The sequence below is a fragment of the Proteiniclasticum ruminis DSM 24773 genome (genome assembly GCF_000701905.1).
Taxonomy (GTDB): Bacteria; Bacillota; Clostridia; order Clostridiales; family Clostridiaceae; genus Proteiniclasticum; species Proteiniclasticum ruminis.
Genome location: NZ_JNKC01000010.1, coordinates 65,620 through 89,772, shown reverse-complemented (window position 1 = coordinate 89,772; position 24,153 = coordinate 65,620). Strand labels below are relative to the sequence as shown.

Below are 24,153 nucleotides of genomic sequence, written 5' to 3'. Positions count from 1 at the left end.
TCGATACGTTTCCTGCGGTAGATACAAAATAGCTTCGTGTCCACAGACTTGGTAAATGCTTCAGGTGTGAAAACTCCTGTCGCAATCTTCTTGATGTCACTCCTTTCAATTTTGCCATTATGTCTGATGGGCTGATTGTTGGCAATGCGTTGACGAAAAGGTGGCAATGATCTTTATCACATTCCACTGCCAGTATTTGAATATCTATTTCTTCACAAATTTCAGAAAGTAGAATTTTCAATCGTTCTTCGACTGCGCCTACCAATACTTTTCTGCGGTATCTAGGGCAGAATACAAAATGATAATTGATTAGCGATACAGTTGTTTGAGTTCTTCTATATGTTTGGCTCATAAACACATTGTATCAGCATGAGATTCAAGCTACAATATGTTTTGCCAGGCAAGCGCCATTCATCCCACGGCTGAAGCCGGCAAGCTCGGTATGGGCTTTCTGGCGCAATTCCTGTAAAAGTCTGTGCCTAAGGTTGAGCCTCTTTTAAATGGATGAAACTAGGAAGAGATCTAAGAAGGGTAAAAAGATTATGAACATCTTCACGACATATTTTATTGCTACTATTTAGGACAAAGGAGGGATGACTTATAGATACAGTATTATTGGTAGAAGATGAAGGGCGTATCAGAGACATTATTTTAGACTATTTCACAGCCCATGAGATGACTTGTGATGTGGCTCGAGATGGCGTAGAAGCACTGGAGTACATAAGAATCAAGGAATATGATGTGATGATTCTAGATGTTCTAATGCCTAGATTAGATGGGTTTGGGCTTTGTAAGGAAATCCGGAAGAAAAGCAAAGTTCCTATTTTGTTTCTCACAGCTCTGGGATCAGAAGAGGATACCCTCAAAGGTTATGCCTTGGGTGGAGATGATTATGTGACGAAGCCCTTTTCTTTGGCTGTGTTACTGGCCAAAACAAGAGCCCTTATTCGTCGGGGACATGGCGAGAATCCATCAGGAGTCTTAACTTGTGGAGCCATTTCTGTGGACACGCGAAGACATTTATGCAAGGTTTTGGGTGAGGAAGTGAAGCTTTCACCCAGGGAATATGAGCTGCTGGTTTGTTTCATGCGTAATAAAGGACAAGTGATGAGTCGAGAACAGCTGCTGGATAAAGTTTGGGGATTGGATTTTCAGGGAGAGGACCGGGCGGTGGATGTGCGGATTCGTAGTTTACGCTTCACTCTTGGTTCTGCTGGAGGGCAGATCAAGACCATGTATAGGATGGGTTACAAGTTGGAGGAGGAGTCATGATGAAAAAAACTTATCACAAACATCCTCAAAGACTCCGTATTCGCTTACTAAGACCTCTGGCTATCACTTTTCTGATTTTATGGGTGGGTACCATGGTGCTAATCACCAATAATCGTGTGGATGAGATTGTTACTCGTGTGCGCATGGACATGGGGAGTGCTCAAAGTCGCATGGATGAATTTTACAATGAATTCTATGAAAGAAATCTAGAAAATGGTCTTGGTGTAGAGGCAAAGCACATCATGAGTCATTTTCTAAGCGAGTTATCCACAGGACAAGTGAGCCAAATGGACGGGGGAATGGCACTTGTGATGCGTGCAGGAGAGGGCTATGCTGAAAGTCAATTGTCCTGGGGATGGGGCTATATTGAAGGGCCTGAAGTGGGCCAACGGTGGTACCTTACTCTGGATGAGGGGCTAGATGATCAAGGACAACTGGACTTGGCTCAGTGGATCACTCACAATCGTGAAGGATGGGACTACACCGTCAATAGTGAAACATCTTCAGCCCAGGGAGGGGAAAAAGTTTTTGCAAGGGTTACAGGTGTAGAACGTCCAGGGTATGAAATTTTGGTGCAAAGAATAGAGATTTTTTCAAATGGAGATACTGTGGACACCATGGTTGAAACGGAGGCAGAAGGTCCAGGGGAGACTTGGGACTTTGCCTATATAAAGGTTCAGAGTGTACTACTCCCACCTTTTGGGAGCAATGGAAAAGATGTTCCGATCAATGTGGAGAGGCGGTTATCCTCTTTTCGGGAAGCACAGAACATACTCCATATGGAAATGATAAGTCCAGGTCAGTGGTTAGGGGATAGAGGTACATTCGTAAGTGGCAGCTATGATGATCAAGGAGTTCTTCGAGGAGTATCTACTCATGTGGACTATCTGCATGCAGCGCAACAAGAAGAAAAAGTTCTCTATCTAAGTTCAGCAGTACTCACCATCTTTGTCTTAATGTTTCTTTCAGCCAAGCTCTCCAAAGAAGTGTTATTGCCAGTAGAAGAGCTTTCTAAAAATGTGAAAGAAGGACGAAGTCTAATGGAAGGACCCATTGAAGAGCTCAATACCTTAGGGGTGGCTTTTGAGCAAGCAAAAAAACGCGTGGAGGAGGAGCTGGAAAGGGAACGCAGCTTCACCCGTTCTGCGGCCCATGAACTGAAAACTCCCTTGGCAATTCTTCGAGCCCATGCGGAGTCTGCAAAAGAGAACATTAACCCTTTAAAAAGAGAGGTGTATCTGGATGTTGTGCTGGAGGAGTGCGATAACATGGCCAATCTTGTGGGCAGTTTATTGGATTTGTCAAGGCTTGAGTCAGGGCTTTCTTTATCCATGGAGGAGGTGGATCTGGCTGCACTGATAAAAGAGGTGTGGTTCTCTATGAACCTCCATGTGGAGAAGAAAAACATAAAACTCCAATGGGATTTGGAAGAAGGATACTTTAGGGGCGATCCCAAGAATTTACATACGATCGTGTCGAACCTTGCCTCCAATGCCATATCTCATACACCCCAAGGTGGAACGATTAAAGTGTCTCTTTTTAGTACCAAGGACCAGGTGATCATTACGGTGGATAATGAAGGTATGAATATAGCAGAAGAGCATCTAGAGAAGATATGGACACCCTTTTATCGGGTGGATGCTTCAAGAAATCGTGAAGATGGGGGCACAGGGCTCGGGCTTGCCATTGTTCGGGCGGCGGTACAAGCCCAAGGTGGGTCCTGTAGCGTGACAAACCGTGAAGGTGGGGTATGTTTTCAGATTGTCTTACCGAAATCCATAAGATCCTGAGTTTTCAATCGGCTTTGCAGCCAAGGTTTTTGGGATGAAATGGGCAGAAAGATTTCACTAGGAAAATGGTTAAATTCAAAAGTAACTTCCGGTTTTAATACAAGACTGAAATAATGCAGAAAGTGTAAGAGTAACTTCCGGTTTGGAAGTTGTATTTTACACTTTTTGTTTGATTTAGGGTTGATTCTCTGGTATTCTTACATCATTGTTTACATTGAATTTATTTTATTTCGCAGGAAATAAGCCCACTGGAATTCGTTTCCGAAACTAACTTCCGGTTGGCAGGGTTCAGTATAAGCAATCCGACCCCCATGTATTATTGCTTAAAGATAGATGGGTTTCTTGTAACGAAGTCGGGATGAATTCGCTGTAGTCCTAGCAGTTTTAGTGTTATTGGTGGCATTAAGAGTTCTGCTAGGTCATACGGCGTTTTTTCGTTTATAGAATCCCTTTTGATGCTGTTGATGTGGTTTATCATCAAGGTTGTAAGTTCCTGGTTACAGAACCGGATACTCGTTGATTTAGGAATATATTCCCGGATAAATTCATGATTCTTCTCAATGGCTCCCTTCTGATGTGGGGCCATGGGATCACAGTAATATATTGAACACCTTCTTGCTCCATTTCTAGAGTGCTCAATTATATCCGCATGTTTGAACTCCCCACCGTTATCCGTGAGGATAACAGGAAAGATCTCCTGAAAAACCCTTAGCTCAAGAAGATTTTCAAGATAATCAAGCACTTCACTTACACACTTCTGATCTTGCTTTTCCATGATGAAAGCAAGCATCAGCTTCGTTTTTCTGAAGAAGAATGTGAGAAACACCCTTTCACCTTTGATGGTTTCTACAACGTCCATCTCTACCACTGACTTATCGGAGTTTACTTCCATGAACTCTTTGAAATCAGTATATTTCCGACCGTTAAGATAACTTTGATCTAAGGTGGGCCTATGTGCTTTTTTACGTGGTTTGTAGCGGACTTTTCGCTGTAGATCAATGTTTCGGAAGGTGAATAAGGAAAGATCGCAGTAGGTATAGAATGTGCTTTTTGAGATGCCTAATTCTTTCCTGTGAGAGCCATAGATATGGTTCACAGACTGGTTTCTCTTGATGAGAGGTGTGAGTAGCTCATTTAAGCATGCAATCTGATCCGCAGTAGCATTGATACCTTGACGAGAAGAGACAAGCGTCTCTTGATACCTTTTCTGGGCCGTCATGGCTCGATAGAAGTATCTATCAGCTGGGCAACGCTTCTTCTCATCACAGCCATTACAAACGTATGGTGCACGAGTATGCCTCTTGCAGACAAAGGGAATAAAGTCAGGGCAAAGGTCATTACAGTGACAGGTTCTGCAAAACTTTCTACAGTCTCTATTCTCGCAGACATGCTGCTTCTTACATGTTTTTGCGAAGATGCAGTTGTTTCTTTTGTCATTGAATAGTACCGCCTCCTGGCGGATGCGATTTCTCCTCACTTCTTTAGAGATCGTGCTGGGATCTCTGCGTAGATGATAGGCAATCTCTTTGAAGTTGAGGCCTTGAGTAAGTCCTGCTTCAATATCTTCCCGATCTTCAATCTTAAGATGGCTGCTCTTGGCTACTATTCTCGTGTTTAAGTTTTTTCTTTGGGTCATTATGAATATCCTCCTGTTGTCCTGGGGTCGGATATCCTTACCATCATAGTTCTCCTGTTGTCTTATTTACAAGACTAACTTCCACTTCACTATTTTTCTTTCTTCCAACTGGAAGTTAGTTTTAAAATTAAGGTCACTAGGAAAATCTTTTAAAACCTAAGAAAACCTCTTTCATTCCAATGAAGTATCATGTATAATGTTTAGGTACCAGAAAAACAGGATTATTGACATCTAGTGGAAGATGTTCTATAATATTCATGTTTGTAAAAATACTTGTGCTGATCCACTAGCCCCGGATCACGCAATGGAGTAAAACCTAAGAAAGAATAGTAATAGGAACCCCAATTGTGGAGTTTCGGGAGGAAAGAAATGAAGTCATATTTAGCAAAGCCAGGATCATATCAGCCAAAATGGTATGTCATCGATGCTGCTGGAAAGCCTCTCGGTAGAGTAGCGAGCCAGGTGGCACTGATTCTAAGAGGAAAAAACAAGCCAGAGTTTACACCAAATGTAGACATGGGAGATTTTGTTATCATCATCAATGCAGAGCAGGTTGTTCTTACCGGTAAGAAGCTGGATCAGAAGATGATGAGAAGCCATTCCAAGTACCCAGGTGGACTGAAGGAAACTCCTTACAGAGAAGTACTTGCAAAGAAGCCTGAACTAGCCTTCTCCGAAGCAGTTAGAAGAATGCTTCCTAAGGGAGTACTGGGAAGAAACCAGTCCAAGAAACTTAAAGTGTACAGAGGAGAAAATCATCCTCACGCAGCTCAGAACCCAGAAGTTCTTGAGCTAAAGTACTAGTCGGGAGGAGGAAATAAAAATGGCAAAAGTTCAATACATGGGAACTGGTAGAAGAAAGAAATCTATCGCAAGAGTAAGACTTGTACCTGGATCAGGTGCAGTTACAATCAACAAGAGAGACATCAAGGACTATTTCGGTCTTGAAACTCTGATTCTTGTTGTTAATCAGCCACTCGTTCTTACAAATACTAAGAGCGCATATGACGTTCTTGTAAATGTACACGGTGGTGGACTTTCCGGACAGGCTGGAGCAATAAGACATGGTATCTCCAGAGCACTTCTGAAGGCTGATGAGACCCTTAGAGGAGAGCTGAAGAAGGCTGGATTCTTGACAAGAGATCCAAGAATGAAGGAAAGAAAGAAGTATGGTCTGAAGAAGGCTCGTAGAAGCCCACAGTTCTCAAAGAGATAATACAGACGAATATTTGTTTATTCAAAACCTTCCAGTTTATGCTGGAAGGTTTTTTATTTGATTATGAATTATACGCCATCCTATTCATCAGTGGAACGATGGTGCGCTGGAAGGTGCTGGGAAAAAGAGATAAGAGGAGACATAAATATTTTACTCTGAAAAATGTAAATGTTTCAATATCTTCATTTTTAAAAGAGCAGTGTATAAAATTACCAGTCTGTTTTCTAGGTTAATTCTATGTTAAAACTTGTAACATGGAGTTAACAGACTTTCTATTTAGCGGTATTATAGACTAGGAAATATATGAAATCTCGAGTGGGAGGTACATTCTTTTGAATATTGGTATGATCATAGGACTCTTAGGTGGTCTGGGGCTCTTCCTATATGGCATGAAGATGATGGGAGATGGTCTTGAGAATGCTGCAGGTTCCAAGCTGAAGTTTATACTCAACAAGGTGACAGCAAATCCAATCAGTTCTGTACTGATCGGTACGGTAGTAACCATTCTCATGCAATCCAGTTCAGCTACCACAGTAATGGTCATCGGATTTGTGAATTCAGGTCTTCTGAATCTAGCGCAGGCAACAGGAATCATCATGGGTGCAAACATCGGAACAACGACGACTGCGTTTCTGGTTTCCATGAACATCGATGCCATTGTTCCGATTCTGATTTTCATGGGATCATTTCTTTATCTGTTTACCAAGGCAAAAAGAAGAAGAGATCTGGCCAGTATTCTACTAGGGTTCGGCCTTCTGATGCTCGGTATGGAACTGATGAGTGAAGCCATGTATCCTCTAAGAGACTCACAGGTGTTTAAAGACCTCATTCTGACTGTGGGAACCCAGTGGTATCTAGGTATCCTTCTTGGATTAGGAATCACTATGCTGGTTCAGTCGAGCTCAGCGACCACAGGACTTTTGGTTGCGCTTACTTCTACAGGGGGAATCAGTATACAGGCGGCGTTTCCGTTGATCCTTGGTGCCAACATCGGTACTTGTATTACGGCATTGCTATCCTCCATCACTGCAAACAAGATGGCAAAGAAAGCAGCTGTAATCCATTTGCTCTTCAATATCATGGGAGCTGTTCTGTTCTTGCCGCTTGGTAAATATTTGATCAATGTAGTTACTTTCTTGGCACCGGAAAGCATCAAGCTTCAGATCTCCTTTATCCATCTAATCTTTAATGTGTCCAACACTCTGGCGCTTCTTCCATTTGCAGGACTTCTGATTCTCATTGCGAATAAATTGGTAGGAGAGGAAGAAGACAAGGCTTCGGAGATTCTGGACAGAAGACTTCTTCAGACACCAAGTATTGCAGAAGGACAGGTAATCCTGGAAACGGTAAAACTTGCTGAGATGGCAAAGGAAAATCTCAAGCTTTCTGTGGATGCATTTTTAAACGATGATTTGAAACACCATGATTTGGTATATGAGAATGAAGCAAGAATTAATGAAATAACTGAAATCATAACAAACTTTCTTGTGGAACTTTCCGGAAGCGATATTGATATCAATGAATTTGCCCGGGTAGGAGATACTTATCATGTGCTAAATGACATCGAGCGTATTGGAGACCATGCTGAAAACATCATGGAACTGGCTGAGGAAAGAAACAGGAAAAATGTGGAGATTACCTCTGAGGGTGTAGAAGAGCTGAAGAATATCTATAACTATACGAATCTTGCCATGGACATTGCCATTGAAAGCTATAAGAACAATGACAAGCAGAAGGCAGTAAGTATTGAGCAGACAGAAAAGAGAATTGATGAACTGCAGAAGGAGTATCGGGATGCTCATATCAGAAGACTGAATGCAGGAAGATGCAGTGCTCTTGCTGGCATTCTTTTCCTTGATCTCATCTCCAATCTGGAAAGAGTGGGTGACCACGCGAAGAACATTGCAGATACCATTGCAGAAATCAAAGAAAGAGATTAATGATACGAACTTTTCAGGAAGCATTTCGGGCGCCATGTCCGGGATGCTTTCTTTTGTTATAGCCACAAGAAGAGGTGGGTTAAGTCTTTGTTAAATGAGAAGAAACGCTCTTTTCAAATGATTTGCATTGGAGTAGAATGACTTAGGATTCATAAAAAGTATATAATTTTGGAGGAAACATTGTGGATACAGCAATGATCATCGCGCTCTTAGGTGGGCTTGGTTTATTCTTATATGGTATGAAAATGATGGGAGACGGACTGGAGAATGCAGCTGGAAGCAGACTGAAATTCATTTTGGAAAAAGTCACGTCCAGTCCCTTAAAAGCAGTTCTTGTCGGTGCGTTTGTGACGATGCTCATTCAGTCCAGTTCTGCCACCACGGTCATGGTGGTGGGTTTTGTGAACTCTGGACTTCTGAACCTTGTTCAGGCTACAGGAATCATCATGGGAGCCAACATTGGAACCACGGTGACAGCATTTCTTGTGTCCTTGAATGTGGATGCAATTATACCTGTTTTTTTATTTTTCGGCTCTATTCTGATGCTTTTTAGCAAGGCTAAAAAGAGAAAAGATATCGCATCCATTGCACTTGGATTTGGTATTATGATGCTTGGTATGAGTCTTATGAGTGATGCCATGTATCCGTTAAGAGATTCTAAGATGTTTAGAGAGCTCATTGTAAGCCTAGGAAATCAGTGGTACCTTGGACTACTGGTAGGGCTTGGTATTACACTGATTATACAATCGAGTTCCGCAACAACGGGTATTCTGGTGGCGCTGACCAATACTGGAAACATCACCATTCAGATTGCGTTTCCAATAATTCTCGGAGCTAACATCGGTACGTGTATCACTGCTCTCCTTTCTTCCATTACAGCAAACAAAACAGCGAAGAAGGCTGCAGTGATCCATCTTCTCTTTAACCTCATTGGAGCACTGATTTTTCTTCCTTTGGGTGGACTTCTCATCTCCATCGTCACCCGTATTTCTCCGGAAAGCGTAAAGTACCAGATATCCTTCATCCATCTGTTCTTTAACCTGTCGAACACCCTCATTCTTCTTCCTTTCAGACATCTGCTCATCACCATGGCCAATAAGATTGTGGGAGATGAAGTGAAAATGGATAATGAAATTCTGGATAGAAGACTGCTTCAGACGCCAACCATCGCAGAAGGTCAGGTGGTGCTTGAAACCGTAAAACTGGCTGAACTTGCCAAGAAAAATGTCCATCTGGCTACAGAGGCTTTTCTGACGGGAGATCTGACTCATGAGGATGAAATCACAAAGAATGAAGAACGAATCAATGAAGTGACAGAAATCATCACCAATTTTTTGGTGGAGCTTTCTGCGACAGAAATCAATATAGAAGAGTTCAGAAGAATTGGTAACACGTATCATGTGATCAACGACATCGAAAGAGTGGGAGACCATGCGGAGAATATACTGGAGCTGGCAGTGGAAAAGCAAAAGAAAGAAGCGGACCTAACACCGGAAGGGGCCGAAGAACTGCGTGCGATTTTTGCTGAAACAGAGAATGCCATGAATATCGCCATTGGATGTTATAAAGAGAATGATAAGAGTTATGCTATGAAGATTGAAGCGGTGGAAAGAAAGATTGATGCGCTTCAGAAAGAGTTCCGTCAGAGCCACATCAGGAGACTGCAGCAGGGCAGGTTTAAAGCACTGTCCAGCATTCTGTTCCTGGATGTCATATCCAATCTGGAACGTGTGGGAGACCATGCAAAGAATATGGCGGATGTTGTTTCAGGAATTCAGGAAAGAGATTAAGAGACTTTTCGCGGAATCCTATAGTACACCCCTAAGGTTCATTGTTCCGCTGAAAAATAAGTATAGAAAAGAGCTGAGATCGTGAGTGAGATTTCAGCTCTTTATTTTCACTCTACTTTGAATAAAATGATTAAACCATGATGATCTTATAGGGAGTCAATGGAGGAAGCGCTTCTCAAGATAGTACAGGTGGCGCTTTTTACAGCCTGATGAATAGCCTTCTCCACCACATGGGCAGCTGCTGTGCCAAGCACTGTAACATCACAGGGGACCTCACCGTTACCTAGAACAAAGAGTGTATCTCCATCCACCATAGTATGGATGGGGCGGATGGCTCTAGCCATACCATCTTGTGCCATGGAAGCTGCTTTATTGGCCTGGCTCTTTGTGAGCTTTGCATTTGTTAAGATGCATCCAATGGTGGTATTCCCTTTGAAACTTGCAGCATAGCCATTAAAAAGAAGATCATCCGTATGAAGAAGCACATCACCCTGGCAGGGGCCTGCTAAGATCTTTTCTCCTTCATAAATGCTGCCAAAGGCGTTGACGGCAATGATGCATCCAATCTTTAAGTCTCCCAGGGATACAGCAAAGGATCCAATGCCTGATTTCATAGAAGTCTCTGGTCCCAGTATTTTACCTACGGTAGCACCTGTTCCAGCGCCGAAGCTACCATCTTTATAGTTTTTGTCCATGGCATGCATAGCTGCTTTAAGCCCCATGGAGGCATCTGGTCTTCTTTTAGGGTCTTTATAGCCCAAGTCATACAGCACTGCGCCTGGCACTATAGGGACTTTTGCAAAACCTGTATCGAATCCGATGCCCTTTTCTTCCAGATAAGCCATAACACCAGAGGCTGCATCCAGTCCAAAGGCGCTGCCCCCTGCTAGGAGAAGTCCGTGGACTTTGTCCACCATTTCTTCTGAGGCGATGAGGTCCGTCTCTCTGGTGCCTGGGGCACCACCTCTCACGTCTACACCAGGTGTTGCCCCATCAGGGGATAAGATTACAGTGCATCCGGTTCCACCTTCCTGATCCTCTGCATTGCCGATATAAAAGCCATCCAGTTCATGGATTGAAATCTCTTTCATGCATATCGCTCCTTTTCATTTTGATTTCATTTTATCATAGGAATCTAGAAAGAAGAATGGAAGAAAAGACCGGTTGTCTTCAGAAAATATTAATGATGTAAAGGATATCAAAAAATATTTTTCGGATTATCTGTGAATATTTATACAAAAAGTGCATAAAGAGAAGCATATTTATGAACCATACCTCTGAATAAGTTGGCGGTTGTAATTGCAGAATGGAATCGTTTTATGCAGGATTTGATTCAAATCGCCCCCAAAATGAAAGTTGGCAAGAATGTGAATTCAGATTAGGATGAGCAATAAGAATCCCTCGGGAATAGGGGGTGCATGATTATGGAACCATTGAATTTACAAGGCTTTTCACTTGTCTAGCACCACTTGAAACTATTAATAACTGTGTTATGATGAGAGTGTAAAGAAGGTCGAAGGCCATAAAATCATGAAAGATAAACTTGCAGGATTGAGACACTGATTTTAGAAAGTGCCTACAAGAAATGATAATAATCATTCACTTATAAGGAGTGTACAAAAAGATATGGGTAAAAAGACAATCGTACTAGGGGTAATTGGGGCTGACTGCCATGCAGTAGGAAACAAAATCCTCGACTATTCTCTTACCGAAGCAGGATTTCATGTGGTGAATATTGGGGTTCTTTCTCCACAGGAAGACTTCATCAATGCCGCCATTGAAACGGGAGCAGAAGTGATCATGGTTTCTTCTCTCTACGGTCATGGAGAAATCGACTGCAGAGGCATGAGAGAGAAGTGTGACGAAGCAGGACTTTCTGGTATTAAGCTGTATGTTGGTGGAAACATCGTGGTAGGAAAGCAGGATTTCCAGGAAGTGAAGAAGAGATTCATGCAGATGGGATTTGACCGGGTATATCCACCTGGCACCACTGTTGCAACTGCAATACATGACCTGAAGGAAGACCTGGGTTTACTTGAAGCTGTGGTAGGGGCATAATGCGCCATGAAAGCATATCTATTTATTGATTTTGGCAGCACCTACACCAAGCTTACGGCGGTAAGCAAAGAGGAAGACATCATCCTGGCCACTGCAAAATCATATACGACTGTGGAGACCGACGTGATGGAAGGGTTCGGAAAGGCCTTTGCGCTGCTCATGAATGATCTTCCCAATGATATAGAATTTGAACAAAAACTCGCCTGCTCTTCGGCTGCAGGCGGGTTAAAAATTGTCTCCATTGGCCTGGTGCCTGAGCTTACCATGGAAGCGGCAAAAAGAGCAGCCTTGGGTGCAGGAGCCAGAGTCACTGATGTGTTCAGTTTTAAACTGAACCAGAGTGAAGTGAAGAGAATCAAGAATGCCAAGGCGGATATGATTCTTCTTGCGGGAGGAACCGATGGAGGAAATACCGATGTCATCATCCATAATGCCAGGATGCTGAAAGAAGCGGGAATTAAGATTCCGGTGGTGGTTGCGGGGAATAAGAGCGCGAACGATGAGATTATTGAGATATTTGAAGGGCAGATGAATTATCACATCACAGAGAATGTGATGCCCAGTCTCAATCAGATCAACGTGGAGCCTGCCCGTGAAACCATACGGAATATTTTCATGGAAAATATTGTGAAAGCCAAAGGGATGTCCAAGGCCAAAGATCTGATTAGTGGCATTCTGATGCCAACACCCGCAGCTGTATTGAAGGCAGCGGAAGTGCTCAGTCAGGGGACAAAGCACGAAGATGGCATTGGAGATTTAGCCGTTGTGGATATTGGAGGAGCTACCACAGATGTGCACAGCGTCTGCGAAGGAGCACCCAGCAAGCCTTCTGTAGTCTTAAGAGGACTGGAGGAGCCCGTTGCAAAGAGAACGGTAGAAGGGGACCTTGGAATGAGATACTCCGCACTTTCCCTCTATGAGGCTGCGGGCAAAAGATATCTAAGGCGCTATAAGCTCAGTCATCTGGAAGACATGGATGTGGAGAAAGCCTTCACCTTCCGGTATGAACATACAGATTTTGTGCCTTCCACAGAAGAAGATCTTCAGTTTGATGAAGTCATGGCGAAAATCTGTGTGGACATCTCCATGAAGCGTCACGCGGGGACTGTGACGCCAGTCTATTCACCTCTTGGGATGATGTATTCCCAGGAAGGGAAAGATCTCATGGAGCTTCCCTATTTGGTGGGTACCGGTGGTGTCATTGTGAATTCAAGAAATCCCGAAGAGATCCTGAAAGCGGGACTGTTCCATGAAGAAGATCTGGATTCCCTGAAGCCAAGACATCCGAAGTATCTCATTGATGAAAAGTACATACTCTCCGCTCTGGGACTACTGGCCATGGTGGACGAGGAAAAAGCCTTACGAATGCTGAAAAAATATGTTGTGAAATGTTAGGAGAAAAAAATGGACCTGCAAAACAAAAAACTCTCAGAAGAGCAATTTTTTAAGATCCGGGAAGAAATTCTTACCCACTGGCCCACAGGAAAAGATGTGGACCTGACAGAAGCTGTAGAATATCTGAAGAAGGTGCCTGAAGAGAAGAACTTTGCCAAGAAGCTCAGAAAAGCCAAGGAAGAAGGGGTGACCCTGGCTCAGCCAAGAGCAGGTGTGGCGCTCATCAGTGAACACATCAAGCTTCTAAACTACCTGGAAGAGGAAGGCGGCGCAGATCTTCTGCCCTCCACCATCGATTCCTACACCAGACAGAACCGCTATAATGAATGCCAAGTGGGCATCGATGAATCCATCAAAGCGGGAAGATCTCTTCTCAATGGATTCCCCGCTGTGAATCACGGGGTAAAAGGCTGCAGAGAAGTTTATGAATCCATCAAGAATCCCATTCAGGCAAGACATGGCACACCGGATGCAAGACTTCTTAGTGAGATCATCACCGCTTCCGGATGGACCTCCAATGAAGGCGGAGGCATCAGCTATAACATTCCCTACGCTAAGAGCGTATCCATGGAAAGAACCATTAGAGACTGGCAGTATTGCGACAGACTCACAGGATGGTATCAGGAGCAGGGGATTGAACTGAACCGTGAGCCTTTCGGACCACTCACAGGGACATTGGTGCCCCCTTCCATCTCCAATACTGTGGCGATTCTCGAAGCGCTTCTTGCAGCAGAGCAGGGCGTGAAGAACATCACCGTAGGATATGGTCAGTGCGGTAACATCATTCAGGACGTGGCCGCCATCCGAGCATTGGAAGAGCAGACAGAAGAGTATCTGAAGAAGTTCGGGTACAATGATGTTTTTGTCACCACAGTATTCCATCAGTGGATGGGTGGGTTCCCAGCGGATGAAGCCAAGGCTTTTGGTGTCATCTCTCTAGGCGCAGCCACTGCCGCCATGGCAGGAGCCACCAAGGTTATTGTAAAGACGCCTCATGAAGCTTTGGGTATTCCAACCATGGAAGCCAATGCGCAGGGCATCAGAGACACCAAGATGACTCTTAATATGCTCCGGGGCCAGAGAATGCCCATGAGCAAAGAGCTGGAAATGGAAATCAAGATCATCAAGGCAGAAACCAAGTGTATGCTGGACAGTGTGTATGAAGTGGGCAAGGGCGATTTTGCCAGAGGCACGGTGGAAGCTTTCAAGCTGGGCATTGTGGACATTCCCTTTGCGCCAAGCAAATACAACGCAGGAAAGATGATGCCTGCAAGAGACAACCAGGGAGCGGTAAGATACCTGATGCCAGGAAATCTTCCCTTCACCCAGGACCTCATAGATTTCAACAAAGAAAAACTCATGGAGAGAGGGCGCTTTGAAAATAGAGACGTGACTTTCCAGATGACAGTAGACGATATTTTTGCCGTTGGTAAGGGAAATCTCATCGGCAGACCGGAGGAAAAGAAGTAAAATGAAGATTATTGATGTGGTGTGTTCAGAAGGCAGAACTGGGTTTTATTTTGATGATCAGAAAGCCATTGTGAATGGTGCAGGTCATGACGGATTTATGTATGTGGGAGAACCGGAGACGGAAGGCTTTACTTCCATCAGAGTTCCAGGAGAAAGTATCTCTGTGATGCTGATTCTTGAAAACGGAGAAATCGCTCATGGAGACTGCGCTGCAGTCCAGTACTCCGGTGCAGGCGGAAGAGATCCTCTTTTCATTGCAAAGGACTTTATTCCAGTCATTGAAGACATAGCAAAGAAGCATCTCATTGGTAAAGATGCCTCTTCGTTCAAGCCTCTGGCTGATGAGATTGACAGTCTGTCCCATGAGGGGAAAAGGCTCCATACCGCCATCCGTTACGGTATGACCCAGGCGCTGCTCGATGCGGCAGCCAAGTGCAATAAAGTTACCATGGCTGAAGTTGTTCAGAAGGAATACGAGACTGGAGTAGCACTGAATCGTGTACCGATCTTTGCCCAGAGTGGAGACGACAGGTATAACAACGTGGACAAGATGATCATCAAGGGAACGGACGTTATGCCACATGCACTGATCAACAATGTGAAGGAAAAGCTCGGTGAAAATGGAGAGATTCTTTTAAACTACATCACCTGGATGAGAGACAGAGTGCTTCAGTATAAGATGACAGAAGACTATACACCAATTTTCCATGTGGACGTTTATGGCACCATCGGAAGAATCTTTAACCAGGACCTGGAGAAGATGGCGGACTATCTGAAGACACTGGAGGAAGCGGCAAAGCCATTTCTTCTTCGTATCGAAGGACCCATGGATGTGGGGGAAAGAACCAAGCAGATGGAAGCCCTAAGAGATCTCACTAAGATCCTTGATGACAGAAACATCAATGTGGAGCTGGTGGCGGACGAGTGGTGCAATACCTATGATGACGTGGTGTATTTTGCGGACAATAAGGCAGGTCACATGATTCAGGTGAAGACACCAGATCTTGGCGGCGTGAACAACTCCATTGAGGCCATCCTTTACTGCAAAGAAAAGGGCATCGGCGCGTATCTTGGCGGAACCTGCAATGAGACCAACAGAAGTGCAGAGGTCTGCACCAACATCGGTATGGCCTGCGGAGCCAAGCAAGTGCTTGCAAAACCTGGTATGGGTGTGGATGAAGGCTTTATGATCGTCAATAATGAAATGAACAGAGTGCTGGCGCTGGCCAAAAGAAGGCAGAATCAGTAGATAGGAAAGTATGCCGCACAAGCTATGGAATGTAGGAAGTGCGGTATTTCTTTTTTGGATAGATGAAGGAAGAGATAAAGGTGGATGCGTAATGAAATTAATTGATGCAAGAAAGGTCACGGAAGAGGTCAAGAAACTGGTCATGGATGCCAACTACTTCCTGCCGGAAGATGTCATGGCGTCTCTCCGGGAACAGAAGAAAAAAGAGAAGTGGATTTTAGCCACCAATACCTTGGGAATGATCATCGAAAACGCGGAGATTGCTGAAAGAGATATGGTGCCCATGTGTCAGGACACAGGCATGGTGGTGGTCTTTGTGGAGATGGGGCAGGAAGTCCATATTGAAAATGGACTACTGGAGGATGCCATCAATCAAGGAATCCGGGAAGGCTATGAAGAAGGGCTTCTCCGTAAATCCGTGGTGGGAGATCCGCTGAACAGGAAAAACACAGGAGACAACACCCCAGGGGTCATCCACTATGAGCTGGTAGCGGGAGATGCTCTGAAGATTATGGTGGCGCCAAAAGGATTCGGTTCTGAGAACATGTCCCGCCTGAAGATGCTGAAGCCCTCCGAAGGGGTGGAAGGGGTCAAGCAGTTTATCCTAGAGACTGTGGAGCTGGCTGGACCCAATGCGTGCCCACCCATGGTGGTTGGCGTTGGTATTGGGGGCACCTTTGACAAGGTGACCTATCTGGCGAAGAAGGCGCTCATGAGAAGACTGGAAGACTACAATGAGAATCCTTACTATGCAGAGATGGAGAAAGAGCTTCTTCTGACCATCAATGCCATGGGCATCGGACCCCAAGGCTTTGGTGGAGAGACCACAGCACTGAAGGTGGCCATCGAGTATTTCCCGACCCACATTGCAGGACTGCCTGTGGCTGTGAACATCAACTGTCATGCCACCCGTCATAAGGAGGTGACCTTATAATGGAGATCAAACTGACAACACCACTAACGAGAGAAAAGGTCATGAACCTGAAGCCTGGAGACAATGTGCTTTTAACAGGAACCATTTATGCCGCAAGAGATGCAGCCCATAAAAAGCTCATGGAGCGTCTGGATCATGGAGAAGCGCTGCCCTTTGACATTGAGGGAGCGGTGATCTATTATGTAGGACCCACCCCCACAAGAGAAGGAGAAGTCATCGGGTCTGCGGGACCTACCACCAGTCTTCGAATGGATGCATATACCCCAAGACTTCTGGATCTTGGACTCATGGGGATGATTGGCAAGGGAAAGAGAAATGATGAAGTGAAGAGAAAAATGGTGGAGCATGGAGCCATTTACTTTGCAGCCATCGGCGGCGCAGGGGCTCTCATCAAAAAGACCATTCTGGCTCAGGAAACCATCGCTTATGAGGAGCTTGGACCAGAGGCAATCCGAAGATTGGAAGTGAAAGACTTCCCTGTGACTGTCATCATCGACAGCAATGGAAATGATCTTTATGAACTGGGTAGAGAGCAGTATCTTGCCTGGAAGAAAGAGGAAGAAGAAAAGTAGAACTATATATGAGAGGCAGTGGAAGCTTGATGTGACCACTGCCTTGTTTTTTTTTAGAAAAAAGGATTCATGGCAAGGCTTTTGAGGATATGGTACGCTACCTATAGAGGTTTCCCATCCGATCTCTCAAAATAAAGCAAAAGGGCGGTATTGGGTGAGGAAAGAAAAAACTTCTGAAATTCTGTAACGAAACGGCATCTATATACTCATATCAGTAACAGGAGGTGGAAGGTGAAAGACGTAGGAAAGCTTTATGAAGAATATTTTCAGACGGTGTACAAGTACCTGTATGTACTTTCAGGCAGTGCAGACTTATCCGAGGATCTGACCCAGGAAACCTTCTATCAGGCTGTGAAAAGCTACAAGGATTTCCGTGGAGACTGTAAGGTCTCTGTCTGGCTCTGCCAGATTGCAAAGCATCTCTGGTATAAGGAAGCAAAAAGAAGAAATCACTACAAGCCAGAATCTCTGGAAGAAGTCATAGAGACCCTAGCATCGGGGGAAGAGACAGAGAAGGAGATGCTGGAAAGGGAAGAGAAGAAAATTCTCTATGAAAGAATCGAAAAACTTGAGGAGAAGACTCGGGAGGTTATGCGGTTAAGGCTCACTGGGGATTTGAGTTTCAGACAGATTGGAGAAATTCTTGGGCGAACAGAAAACTGGGCGCGTGTAACTTTTTACCGAGGAAAGCAGAAGATCATGGAGGTGGAAACAAATGAAAAGTGAGATGGAGTGCAGCATTGTTGAAGATCTGCTCCCAAGTTTTCTGGAGGAGCTTACGAGGGAAGAAACCAATGAATTTATAGAAGAGCATCTGAAAGGCTGTGCATCTTGCAGAAAGAAAGCGGAGAATCTCTCTCATGAGATGGACCATATGGAGAAAGCGCCAGAAGGAGAACTGAAATTTTTAAAAAAAGTGAAGAAAACAAAGCTTCTTGGCGCAGTGCTGAGTGCACTTTTTGCGCTGGTTATTGCTTTTGGTATCTACAGTTATGAGTTCAGATACACCTTGGATCAAGGAGATTTATCAAAAGCTGTGACGGAGTATGTCTCCCCTTTTGAAAAGGAGTTTGAAGGGTATGCTCTGGAGACCCTGCGTCTTGAGGATGGCGCTCTTCTTGTTTCCTTTAAAGATTTCAAGAAAGAGACGAGAAATGGTGTTGCAGAATTTGAAAAGGGAGTCAATGGCAAGTATCGGATCATCCGGGCGGATCTAAGAACTTCAGCCTACAGTTCTGTGATCCAGACATTTTACTGGGAAGATCAGAAAGAACAGAAGGTGGTTGTCAGCGGATACAGTCTTTCCAAAGACATTGCACGGTACGGGCTGGAGTTCAGTGCTTATAAGTCACCAGGATGGGCATCGGATGAGAGAGTAGAGAGGACCCTTACATTTCCTGTGAAAAACCTGCAGTTTCTGGAAGTCTATTCTTTAGAGGCTCTGGTGGAGGAGCTGGAGAAAAGTGAGAATGTGGAGCTATACAATTATCACCTTACAGATGTGACTTTTTATGATGAGACAGGAGAAGAGATCACAGAGTCTCTTCTTGTAGGAGAGTCTGGGAATCAGGGAGGCAGCGGCATTGGATCTGCTGAGCTGTGGCTTGTGTATGTGCTGATGTTTTTGGTGATTGGTTTTGGCGCCATCATGGTCCGGTACTTTTTGACGGACTAGAATCATCACATTCATATGCTCATGAGGCGTCAGAAAAAATATTGTCATATGGAATAAAATTGTGCATACTAGATAGTAACAATAAGTATCATTGAAATAAGACATCATGGAGGAATAACCTATGTTTATATTGCGGGATAAGGCTGTGGAAAAAGCCATAAGACGTGTGGATGATTCTGTAAATTTGGAAAAAGTGCTGTATGTCATCATTCTTAATGGGGTAGATGATGATAAACGGATTCTGTGGACCAAGGTGAAGAAAATACTCGGATGGATAGCCTTTGCTTCTTTCGTCCTCTATGTGCTTTTTTCAGAGGTAAGGTTCATGAATAAGCTTTTTCTAATAACGGTTTCTGCTTGGAGTGGTACTGCAGGAATTTTCAATGACAGTGGCTTTGTGGTCCAGGATGAAAGAGGCTATACGCTGTATATGCTCAACAAATGGCAGACAAAGATTGTGGAAGTATATCCGCTTTCTTTAGATGAAATTGAGTCCTGCGAGCCTGCGGATCGGGTTCTGGGAAAACGGACCGCACATCTTCATCTCTATGTGAAAGAAAAGTACTTTCATGTCATTGTCAGCAGGAAAACTTTAGGCATGAGAAAGCAGAAGAGAAGTTTTCATGAGATGATGTCAGATTTCGTGGAGAAAACCTATGAGAATGATCTCGACTTCTATAAATTTGATACAGATCAGCAGGATGTTTCAGAATAACGTCCTGTAAAAAGCAATGAGATTCACTTCTCATTGCTTTTTACTTTATAAGGAGATCATTTTCGATATCTCATTCTATCCGTTTCAATGGAATCCGGACGCCACTGCAGGAAACGTCCTGAAAATCTTCTTCTGTGGAGAGTAGTCCAATGAGGTGGGGAGAAGATGGAGAGAAAAACTGGAGAAAAGAGCAGTAAGAATTCTGAAAGAGTCTATAAAATTTCAGTGTCTATGGTTTCAGGATTATTGGGGCTTCTATTGGTTTACGCATCCATCAGGCTCAACTTCAATGGCTTCAGGCTGAATTTTGTCTGGAGCATCGGATTTCCTCTTCTTGTCTTTCAGGTGACCCTGAAAGACAAGAAGATCACCTCTGTAAGATACGATGAGATTTTTGCAGATGCAGCGAAAGACATCGAAGCTCCAGCACAGAAAATGTACTATGGTCTTTCCAAGTATGGTTCTGTACAGTACGATGAGCCATCCAGAATCGGATTCAATGTCCAGATGGATGCGCTGAATGCAAAGGTAGTGGACACTCAGGATCTTCTGGATCTAAGTGAGCTTCCAGCCATCGATGAGTCCGGAAACTATGCTTCCAGCGGGTTCACCGTGAGAAACGGCGCTTGAGACAACTACCTGAAGCTTGCAAACACCCTTCTTACAGAAATGAAGGCAGATGGAAATTTCTAACAGCTCTCTATAGCTTGACTACACAAAAATGCATGGATGAACATCTGTGCATTTTTTGTTTTTCAGGGAAAGGTTGGAGAAGAGAAAGGAGACCTGTTTCAATGAGGCCTGGATTCTTGTAGCTTACAAAACACTGAAAATAGGGTAGTATGGGTAGTAAGGAATAGCTTTAAAGGAGGAGAAGAAGGAAAAGGGCAGAGCACATCCTTGGATGGATTCACCGTAAGAGTACTTCGTAAATAAAACATGGACGAGAAGAATAATGTAGAACAGACAGAGGTCAAACATAAGAGAAGAAAAAGATACAGCGGCACTCATCCCAAGAAGTTTGAAGAGAAATATAAAGAGCTTCAGCCAGAAAAGTATCAGGAAACTGTGAAGAAAGTCATGGAGAAGGGAAGCACACCAGCAGGGATGCACCGCTCCATCTGTGTGGATGAAATTCTAGAGTTTCTGAATATCCAGCCAGGCCAGAGGGGGCTTGATGCTACTTTAGGTTACGGGGGCCATACAAAAGAAATGGCAGCGAAGCTTCAGGGGAAAGGGCATCTCTATTCTTTGGATGTGGATCCTATTGAACTTCCAAAAACAAGAGAAAGACTGGCCGCTCAAGGATTCGGGCCAGAAATCCTCACCATCCTTCAAAGAAACTTTGCGGAGATTGATGAGGTGGTAAAAGAGTCAGGACTTCTAGATTTTGTCCTGGCGGATCTTGGTGTGTCTTCCATGCAGATCGACAATCCGGAGAGAGGATTTTCCTTCAAGGTGGATGGACCATTAGACTTAAGACTGGATCCGAAGAAAGGGGTTTCCGGAGCCGAGCGTCTCAAATCTCTTACAGAGGAAGAGCTGGAGGGGATGTTCATTGAAAATGCCGATGAACCCTATGCGGATGTCATTGCAAAGGCCATTACCAGGTACAATAAGAAGGGCATCGAGATTTCCACCACCACCATGCTGCGGGAGATCATCTCTGAGGCGCTGCAGTTCATTCCCGAAAAAACAAGAAAAGACGACATCAAGAAGTCCTGTCAGAGATGTTTCCAGGCATTGAGAATCGATGTGAACAGCGAGTTTGAAGTGCTCTTTGAGTTTCTGGAGAAGCTTCCCCATGTGCTGGCACCGGGTGGACGTGTCGCCATTCTTACCTTCCATTCCGGGGAAGACCGGCTTGTGAAGAAAGCATTCAAGCATTATCAAAGGGAAGGCATGTACAGCGATGTGGCCAAGAGTCCCATCAGGCCTTCCGATGAGGAGATCAGAAGCAACGGCAGGGCCAGATCTGCAAAGCTCAGGTGGGCGATAAAAGCTTAAGTTAGAATTTATTTGTTGGACAGTCAGTGAAATCATGAGAATTAGATTCTTTTCACTGAGAAGTTAAAAGAGAGGGAAAATATGAATAAAGTGCTGATTGAATGGAAACATTTAGATGTTGGAGGAGAAACTTGTGACCGGTGCTTTGATACAGGAACTACTCTTCAGAAAGAAGTGAGGAAACTGAACGATGAGCTTCAGACAAAAGGGGTTCAGGTGGAGTGGTTTGAAACCAAACTGGACAAAGAAGATATTTCACTGTCCAATGCTCTGTATTTGAATGGAAGGCTGATAGAAGAGATCATACCCATCGAGATCACGGAAAGCTACTGCGGTTCCTGTTCGGATCTTTTAGATGAAAAGACCTACTGCAGAAGTGTGATTTTTGAAGGGCAGCAGTATGAGGATATCCCGGCTATGGCCATCCGAAAAGCAGTGTTTATGATAGCAGGGCTGGAGGATGAGGGACCATCGGTACTGATGATGCCAGGCTTTTAGTTCTCTAATCCACCTGCTTCTTACTTTTTCGGATATAAAATAATCGATTTTCAAATGGAAAAGCTCTGGCGGTTTTGCTGGAGCTTTTTTAGTGTTTGAAAAACGATCATATTAATTTTTAGTGATGAACACTCTACATCTGTACGGTTTTCGGGACAATGAAAGTGCTACAGTGTACCTATAGAACTAGATGAATCAATAATGGGGGAATGAAAATGAAAAAAAATTGGATTGCGGTAGTGCTTTTCTCTATTCTTGCACTCTCTGGGTGCGGTTCCAGTGTAGAATCCGTGAAGAAAACCGATGGGGATGTGCCGGTGAAGAAGGAAGAACCTGTGGATACCCCGGAAGATGCTGTGGATGAACCGGATGAGGATGTTGTGTATACCATTGGAGACCGGATCACTTTTGATGACCAGTATGCATTGACCATTGTCAGTGTGAAGGAAACGGAAGAGCGAAATGAGTTCTCGGAGAAAGAAGTGGAGCAGGTGCTTCTCATTGAGTATCTATATGAGAATCTTCGCAGTGAGGATGAAATCTATATTTCTGATATGGAGTTCAAGCTGGTGGATGAAGGCGGCAACATGATGGACACTTATCCGGTTGATTCTGGATTCAGTCCGGAACATACGCCTATGGGAGCGAAAACCCTTGCTTCCTTCGCTGTGGGTACCACTGAAAAAAGCAGCAAGATTGAGGTTCATTATTATGACAACTTCTTTTCATCTCAGTCCGATTGTGTGTTTTCCCTGCCAATTGGGAGTGAGGCTGAAGTGAATCTGAACGGGGCATTGCCGGAGTACGAGAATACCTATTCAGTTGGAGAAACCATTGAAATCACCACAGAGGACGGTGTATACACTGTAACCATAGACTCTGTTGAAAAAACTACTGAAAGAAATGAATATGAAGCAAAAAAACCAGAAGCCGTCTATAAGATCGCCTACAGCTATGCCAATGTGAGCATGGAAGAACCGGTGTACATTTCAGAGTACTCCTTCACCCTCATTGATGAACAAGGAAATACAGGATATGTGTATCCCAACTTCTCAGATGAATATCCCAGTGAGACAATCAAGGGCGCAAAGAGCAACGCAGTGATGTTCTTTGGCACCCACAAGGACAGCGGAAGCCTTGTATTGGCGTTCAAGGACAATATGTTTAATACGAATTCTGATTTCTATATCAGAGCAGACAATTTGAATTAAGTAAGGATTGGAGGGGAAGGAATGAAAAGTAAAATTATTGCAGCGTTTATACTGCTGCTGATCGCATTCAGTTTTGGATGCTCAAAGAAAGAAGAAGTGAAGGAACCTCAAGAGGGATCATCAGTAGGGACAGAAGGAGAGGAAGAAGAGTCAGCTGGACCCAATGTGGAGAAAAACCTACTCAGTGTTGAGGTGACCTTGCCTCCAGACATGGCAGGAGACCTCAGCGGCTTTGACAGAGAAGTGTATCTAAAGGAGAATCCGGATTTTTCTGATGCAAAGGTCATGGAGGATGGTTCTCTTTGGATCAAGATGTCCCGGGGTAAGCATAATGAGATGATGGAAGAGATGTCTGAAAGCATCAAAGAATCTTTCAATGAGCTTATCGAAGGGGAAGATACGCCGTATATCAAAGACATCAGAACAAACAATGGATACAAAGAAGTGGAAGTATATGTGGACCGGGCAGGATATGAGAATGCATTTGATTTTTCTGGGTTTACGATTCTTCTATCTGTAGGATTCTATCAGACATTCCAGGGGGAAGAAGTGGAGCTTCACCTAAAATATGTGGATGCTGATACAGAAGAAATCATTGAGGAAAGTTTTCTTCCAGAAGAATAGCCTACCTATAATGAGATCCGCTGGCAAAGGCTGGCGGATTTTTTCGCATGGTAAAATGGAAAAGTTTCTCATTGACATACCTAGAAGTTCAAGGTATCCTA

At 44.1% G+C, this 24,153-nt stretch carries 23 protein-coding genes; 20 read left to right on the top strand and 3 right to left on the bottom strand.

The window, feature by feature from the left end:
- On the bottom strand, window positions 1-352 hold a 352-nt coding region (gene tnpA / locus T487_RS16285; RefSeq protein ID WP_031577313.1), incomplete at its 3' end, for an IS200/IS605 family transposase.
- 263 nt (window positions 353-615) lie between these two features.
- Between tnpA and T487_RS0111645 the strand changes: the two genes are divergently transcribed.
- Window positions 616-1,272 carry a response regulator transcription factor gene (locus T487_RS0111645; protein ID WP_242848058.1) on the top strand — a complete coding sequence of 219 codons (657 nt, stop codon included), beginning with the start codon at window positions 616-618 and terminating at the stop codon, window positions 1,270-1,272.
- Window positions 1,269-3,062, top strand: a complete 1,794-nt coding sequence (locus tag T487_RS0111640; protein WP_081827640.1) for a sensor histidine kinase — start codon at window positions 1,269-1,271, stop codon at window positions 3,060-3,062. Before T487_RS0111645 ends, T487_RS0111640 begins: the two co-directional genes overlap by 4 nt.
- A 316-nt stretch (window positions 3,063-3,378) precedes the next feature.
- Here the strand turns inward: T487_RS0111640 and T487_RS0111635 are convergent, their stop codons facing one another.
- The gene (locus tag T487_RS0111635; protein ID WP_031577307.1) at window positions 3,379-4,698 is read right to left on the bottom strand and encodes an IS30 family transposase; all 1,320 of its coding nucleotides are present in this window, start codon (window positions 4,696-4,698) and stop codon (window positions 3,379-3,381) included.
- Between the two features lie 369 nt (window positions 4,699-5,067).
- Between T487_RS0111635 and rplM the strand changes: the two genes are divergently transcribed.
- From rplM to T487_RS0111615, 4 genes are all read left to right on the top strand, one after another.
- Window positions 5,068-5,502, top strand: coding sequence for a 50S ribosomal protein L13 (gene rplM / locus T487_RS0111630; protein WP_031577306.1), 435 nt, complete (start codon window positions 5,068-5,070; stop codon window positions 5,500-5,502).
- Window positions 5,503-5,521: 19 nt separating this feature from the next.
- Entirely contained in the window at window positions 5,522-5,914 is a 393-nt protein-coding gene (gene rpsI / locus T487_RS0111625) for a 30S ribosomal protein S9 (protein ID WP_031577305.1), read from the top strand.
- Between the two features lie 344 nt (window positions 5,915-6,258).
- The gene (locus tag T487_RS0111620) at window positions 6,259-7,854 is read left to right on the top strand and encodes a Na/Pi cotransporter family protein (RefSeq protein ID WP_031577304.1); all 1,596 of its coding nucleotides are present in this window, start codon (window positions 6,259-6,261) and stop codon (window positions 7,852-7,854) included.
- Window positions 7,855-8,048: 194 nt separating this feature from the next.
- Window positions 8,049-9,644 (top strand): Na/Pi cotransporter family protein, encoded by a 1,596-nt coding sequence (locus T487_RS0111615; protein WP_031577303.1) that lies wholly within the window; start codon window positions 8,049-8,051, stop codon window positions 9,642-9,644.
- A gap of 146 nt (window positions 9,645-9,790) precedes the next feature.
- Here T487_RS0111615 and T487_RS0111610 read toward each other — a convergent pair whose 3' ends face one another.
- Window positions 9,791-10,735, bottom strand: a complete 945-nt coding sequence (locus T487_RS0111610; RefSeq protein ID WP_036909463.1) for a P1 family peptidase — start codon at window positions 10,733-10,735, stop codon at window positions 9,791-9,793.
- A 535-nt stretch (window positions 10,736-11,270) separates the two neighbouring features.
- On the opposite strand from T487_RS0111610, the gene glmS reads away from it, so the two are divergent.
- The 14 genes from glmS to T487_RS16030 all read left to right on the top strand — a co-directional run bounded on the left by glmS (window position 11,271) and on the right by T487_RS16030 (window position 24,052).
- Window positions 11,271-11,702, top strand: a complete 432-nt coding sequence (glmS, locus tag T487_RS0111605) for a methylaspartate mutase subunit S (protein ID WP_031577301.1) — start codon at window positions 11,271-11,273, stop codon at window positions 11,700-11,702.
- 6 nt (window positions 11,703-11,708) lie between these two features.
- Entirely contained in the window at window positions 11,709-13,097 is a 1,389-nt protein-coding gene (gene glmL, locus T487_RS0111600) for a methylaspartate mutase accessory protein GlmL (protein ID WP_031577300.1), read from the top strand.
- A gap of 9 nt (window positions 13,098-13,106) precedes the next feature.
- Window positions 13,107-14,567, top strand: a complete 1,461-nt coding sequence (locus tag T487_RS0111595; RefSeq protein ID WP_031577299.1) for a methylaspartate mutase subunit E — start codon at window positions 13,107-13,109, stop codon at window positions 14,565-14,567.
- Window position 14,568: 1 nt separating this feature from the next.
- Window positions 14,569-15,816, top strand: a complete 1,248-nt coding sequence (locus tag T487_RS0111590; protein ID WP_031577298.1) for a methylaspartate ammonia-lyase — start codon at window positions 14,569-14,571, stop codon at window positions 15,814-15,816.
- A gap of 91 nt (window positions 15,817-15,907) precedes the next feature.
- Window positions 15,908-16,750: a fumarate hydratase gene (locus T487_RS0111585; protein WP_031577297.1), complete on the top strand. Its 843-nt coding sequence runs from the start codon at window positions 15,908-15,910 to the stop codon at window positions 16,748-16,750.
- Window positions 16,750-17,322, top strand: a complete 573-nt coding sequence (locus T487_RS0111580; RefSeq protein ID WP_031577296.1) for a Fe-S-containing hydro-lyase — start codon at window positions 16,750-16,752, stop codon at window positions 17,320-17,322. The genes T487_RS0111585 and T487_RS0111580 overlap by 1 nt, the downstream gene beginning before the upstream one ends.
- A gap of 231 nt (window positions 17,323-17,553) precedes the next feature.
- Window positions 17,554-18,048: an RNA polymerase sigma factor gene (locus T487_RS0111575; RefSeq protein WP_031577295.1), complete on the top strand. Its 495-nt coding sequence runs from the start codon at window positions 17,554-17,556 to the stop codon at window positions 18,046-18,048.
- Window positions 18,038-18,997, top strand: coding sequence for a zf-HC2 domain-containing protein (locus T487_RS16040; protein WP_051651692.1), 960 nt, complete (start codon window positions 18,038-18,040; stop codon window positions 18,995-18,997). The genes T487_RS0111575 and T487_RS16040 overlap by 11 nt, the downstream gene beginning before the upstream one ends.
- A 121-nt stretch (window positions 18,998-19,118) precedes the next feature.
- Entirely contained in the window at window positions 19,119-19,712 is a 594-nt protein-coding gene (locus T487_RS0111565; protein ID WP_031577293.1) for a hypothetical protein, read from the top strand.
- A gap of 165 nt (window positions 19,713-19,877) precedes the next feature.
- Entirely contained in the window at window positions 19,878-20,342 is a 465-nt protein-coding gene (locus T487_RS16635; RefSeq protein WP_051651691.1) for a hypothetical protein, read from the top strand.
- Window positions 20,343-20,651: 309 nt separating this feature from the next.
- The gene (gene rsmH / locus T487_RS0111555) at window positions 20,652-21,719 is read left to right on the top strand and encodes a 16S rRNA (cytosine(1402)-N(4))-methyltransferase RsmH (RefSeq protein ID WP_031577292.1); all 1,068 of its coding nucleotides are present in this window, start codon (window positions 20,652-20,654) and stop codon (window positions 21,717-21,719) included.
- Between the two features lie 81 nt (window positions 21,720-21,800).
- Window positions 21,801-22,217 (top strand): DUF2703 domain-containing protein, encoded by a 417-nt coding sequence (locus T487_RS0111550; protein WP_031577291.1) that lies wholly within the window; start codon window positions 21,801-21,803, stop codon window positions 22,215-22,217.
- A 215-nt stretch (window positions 22,218-22,432) separates the two neighbouring features.
- Complete coding sequence (locus tag T487_RS0111545; RefSeq protein ID WP_031577290.1) at window positions 22,433-23,428, top strand: hypothetical protein; 996 nt, start codon at window positions 22,433-22,435, stop codon at window positions 23,426-23,428.
- A gap of 21 nt (window positions 23,429-23,449) precedes the next feature.
- Window positions 23,450-24,052: a hypothetical protein gene (locus tag T487_RS16030; protein WP_051651690.1), complete on the top strand. Its 603-nt coding sequence runs from the start codon at window positions 23,450-23,452 to the stop codon at window positions 24,050-24,052.
- Window positions 24,053-24,153 lie beyond the last annotated feature (101 nt).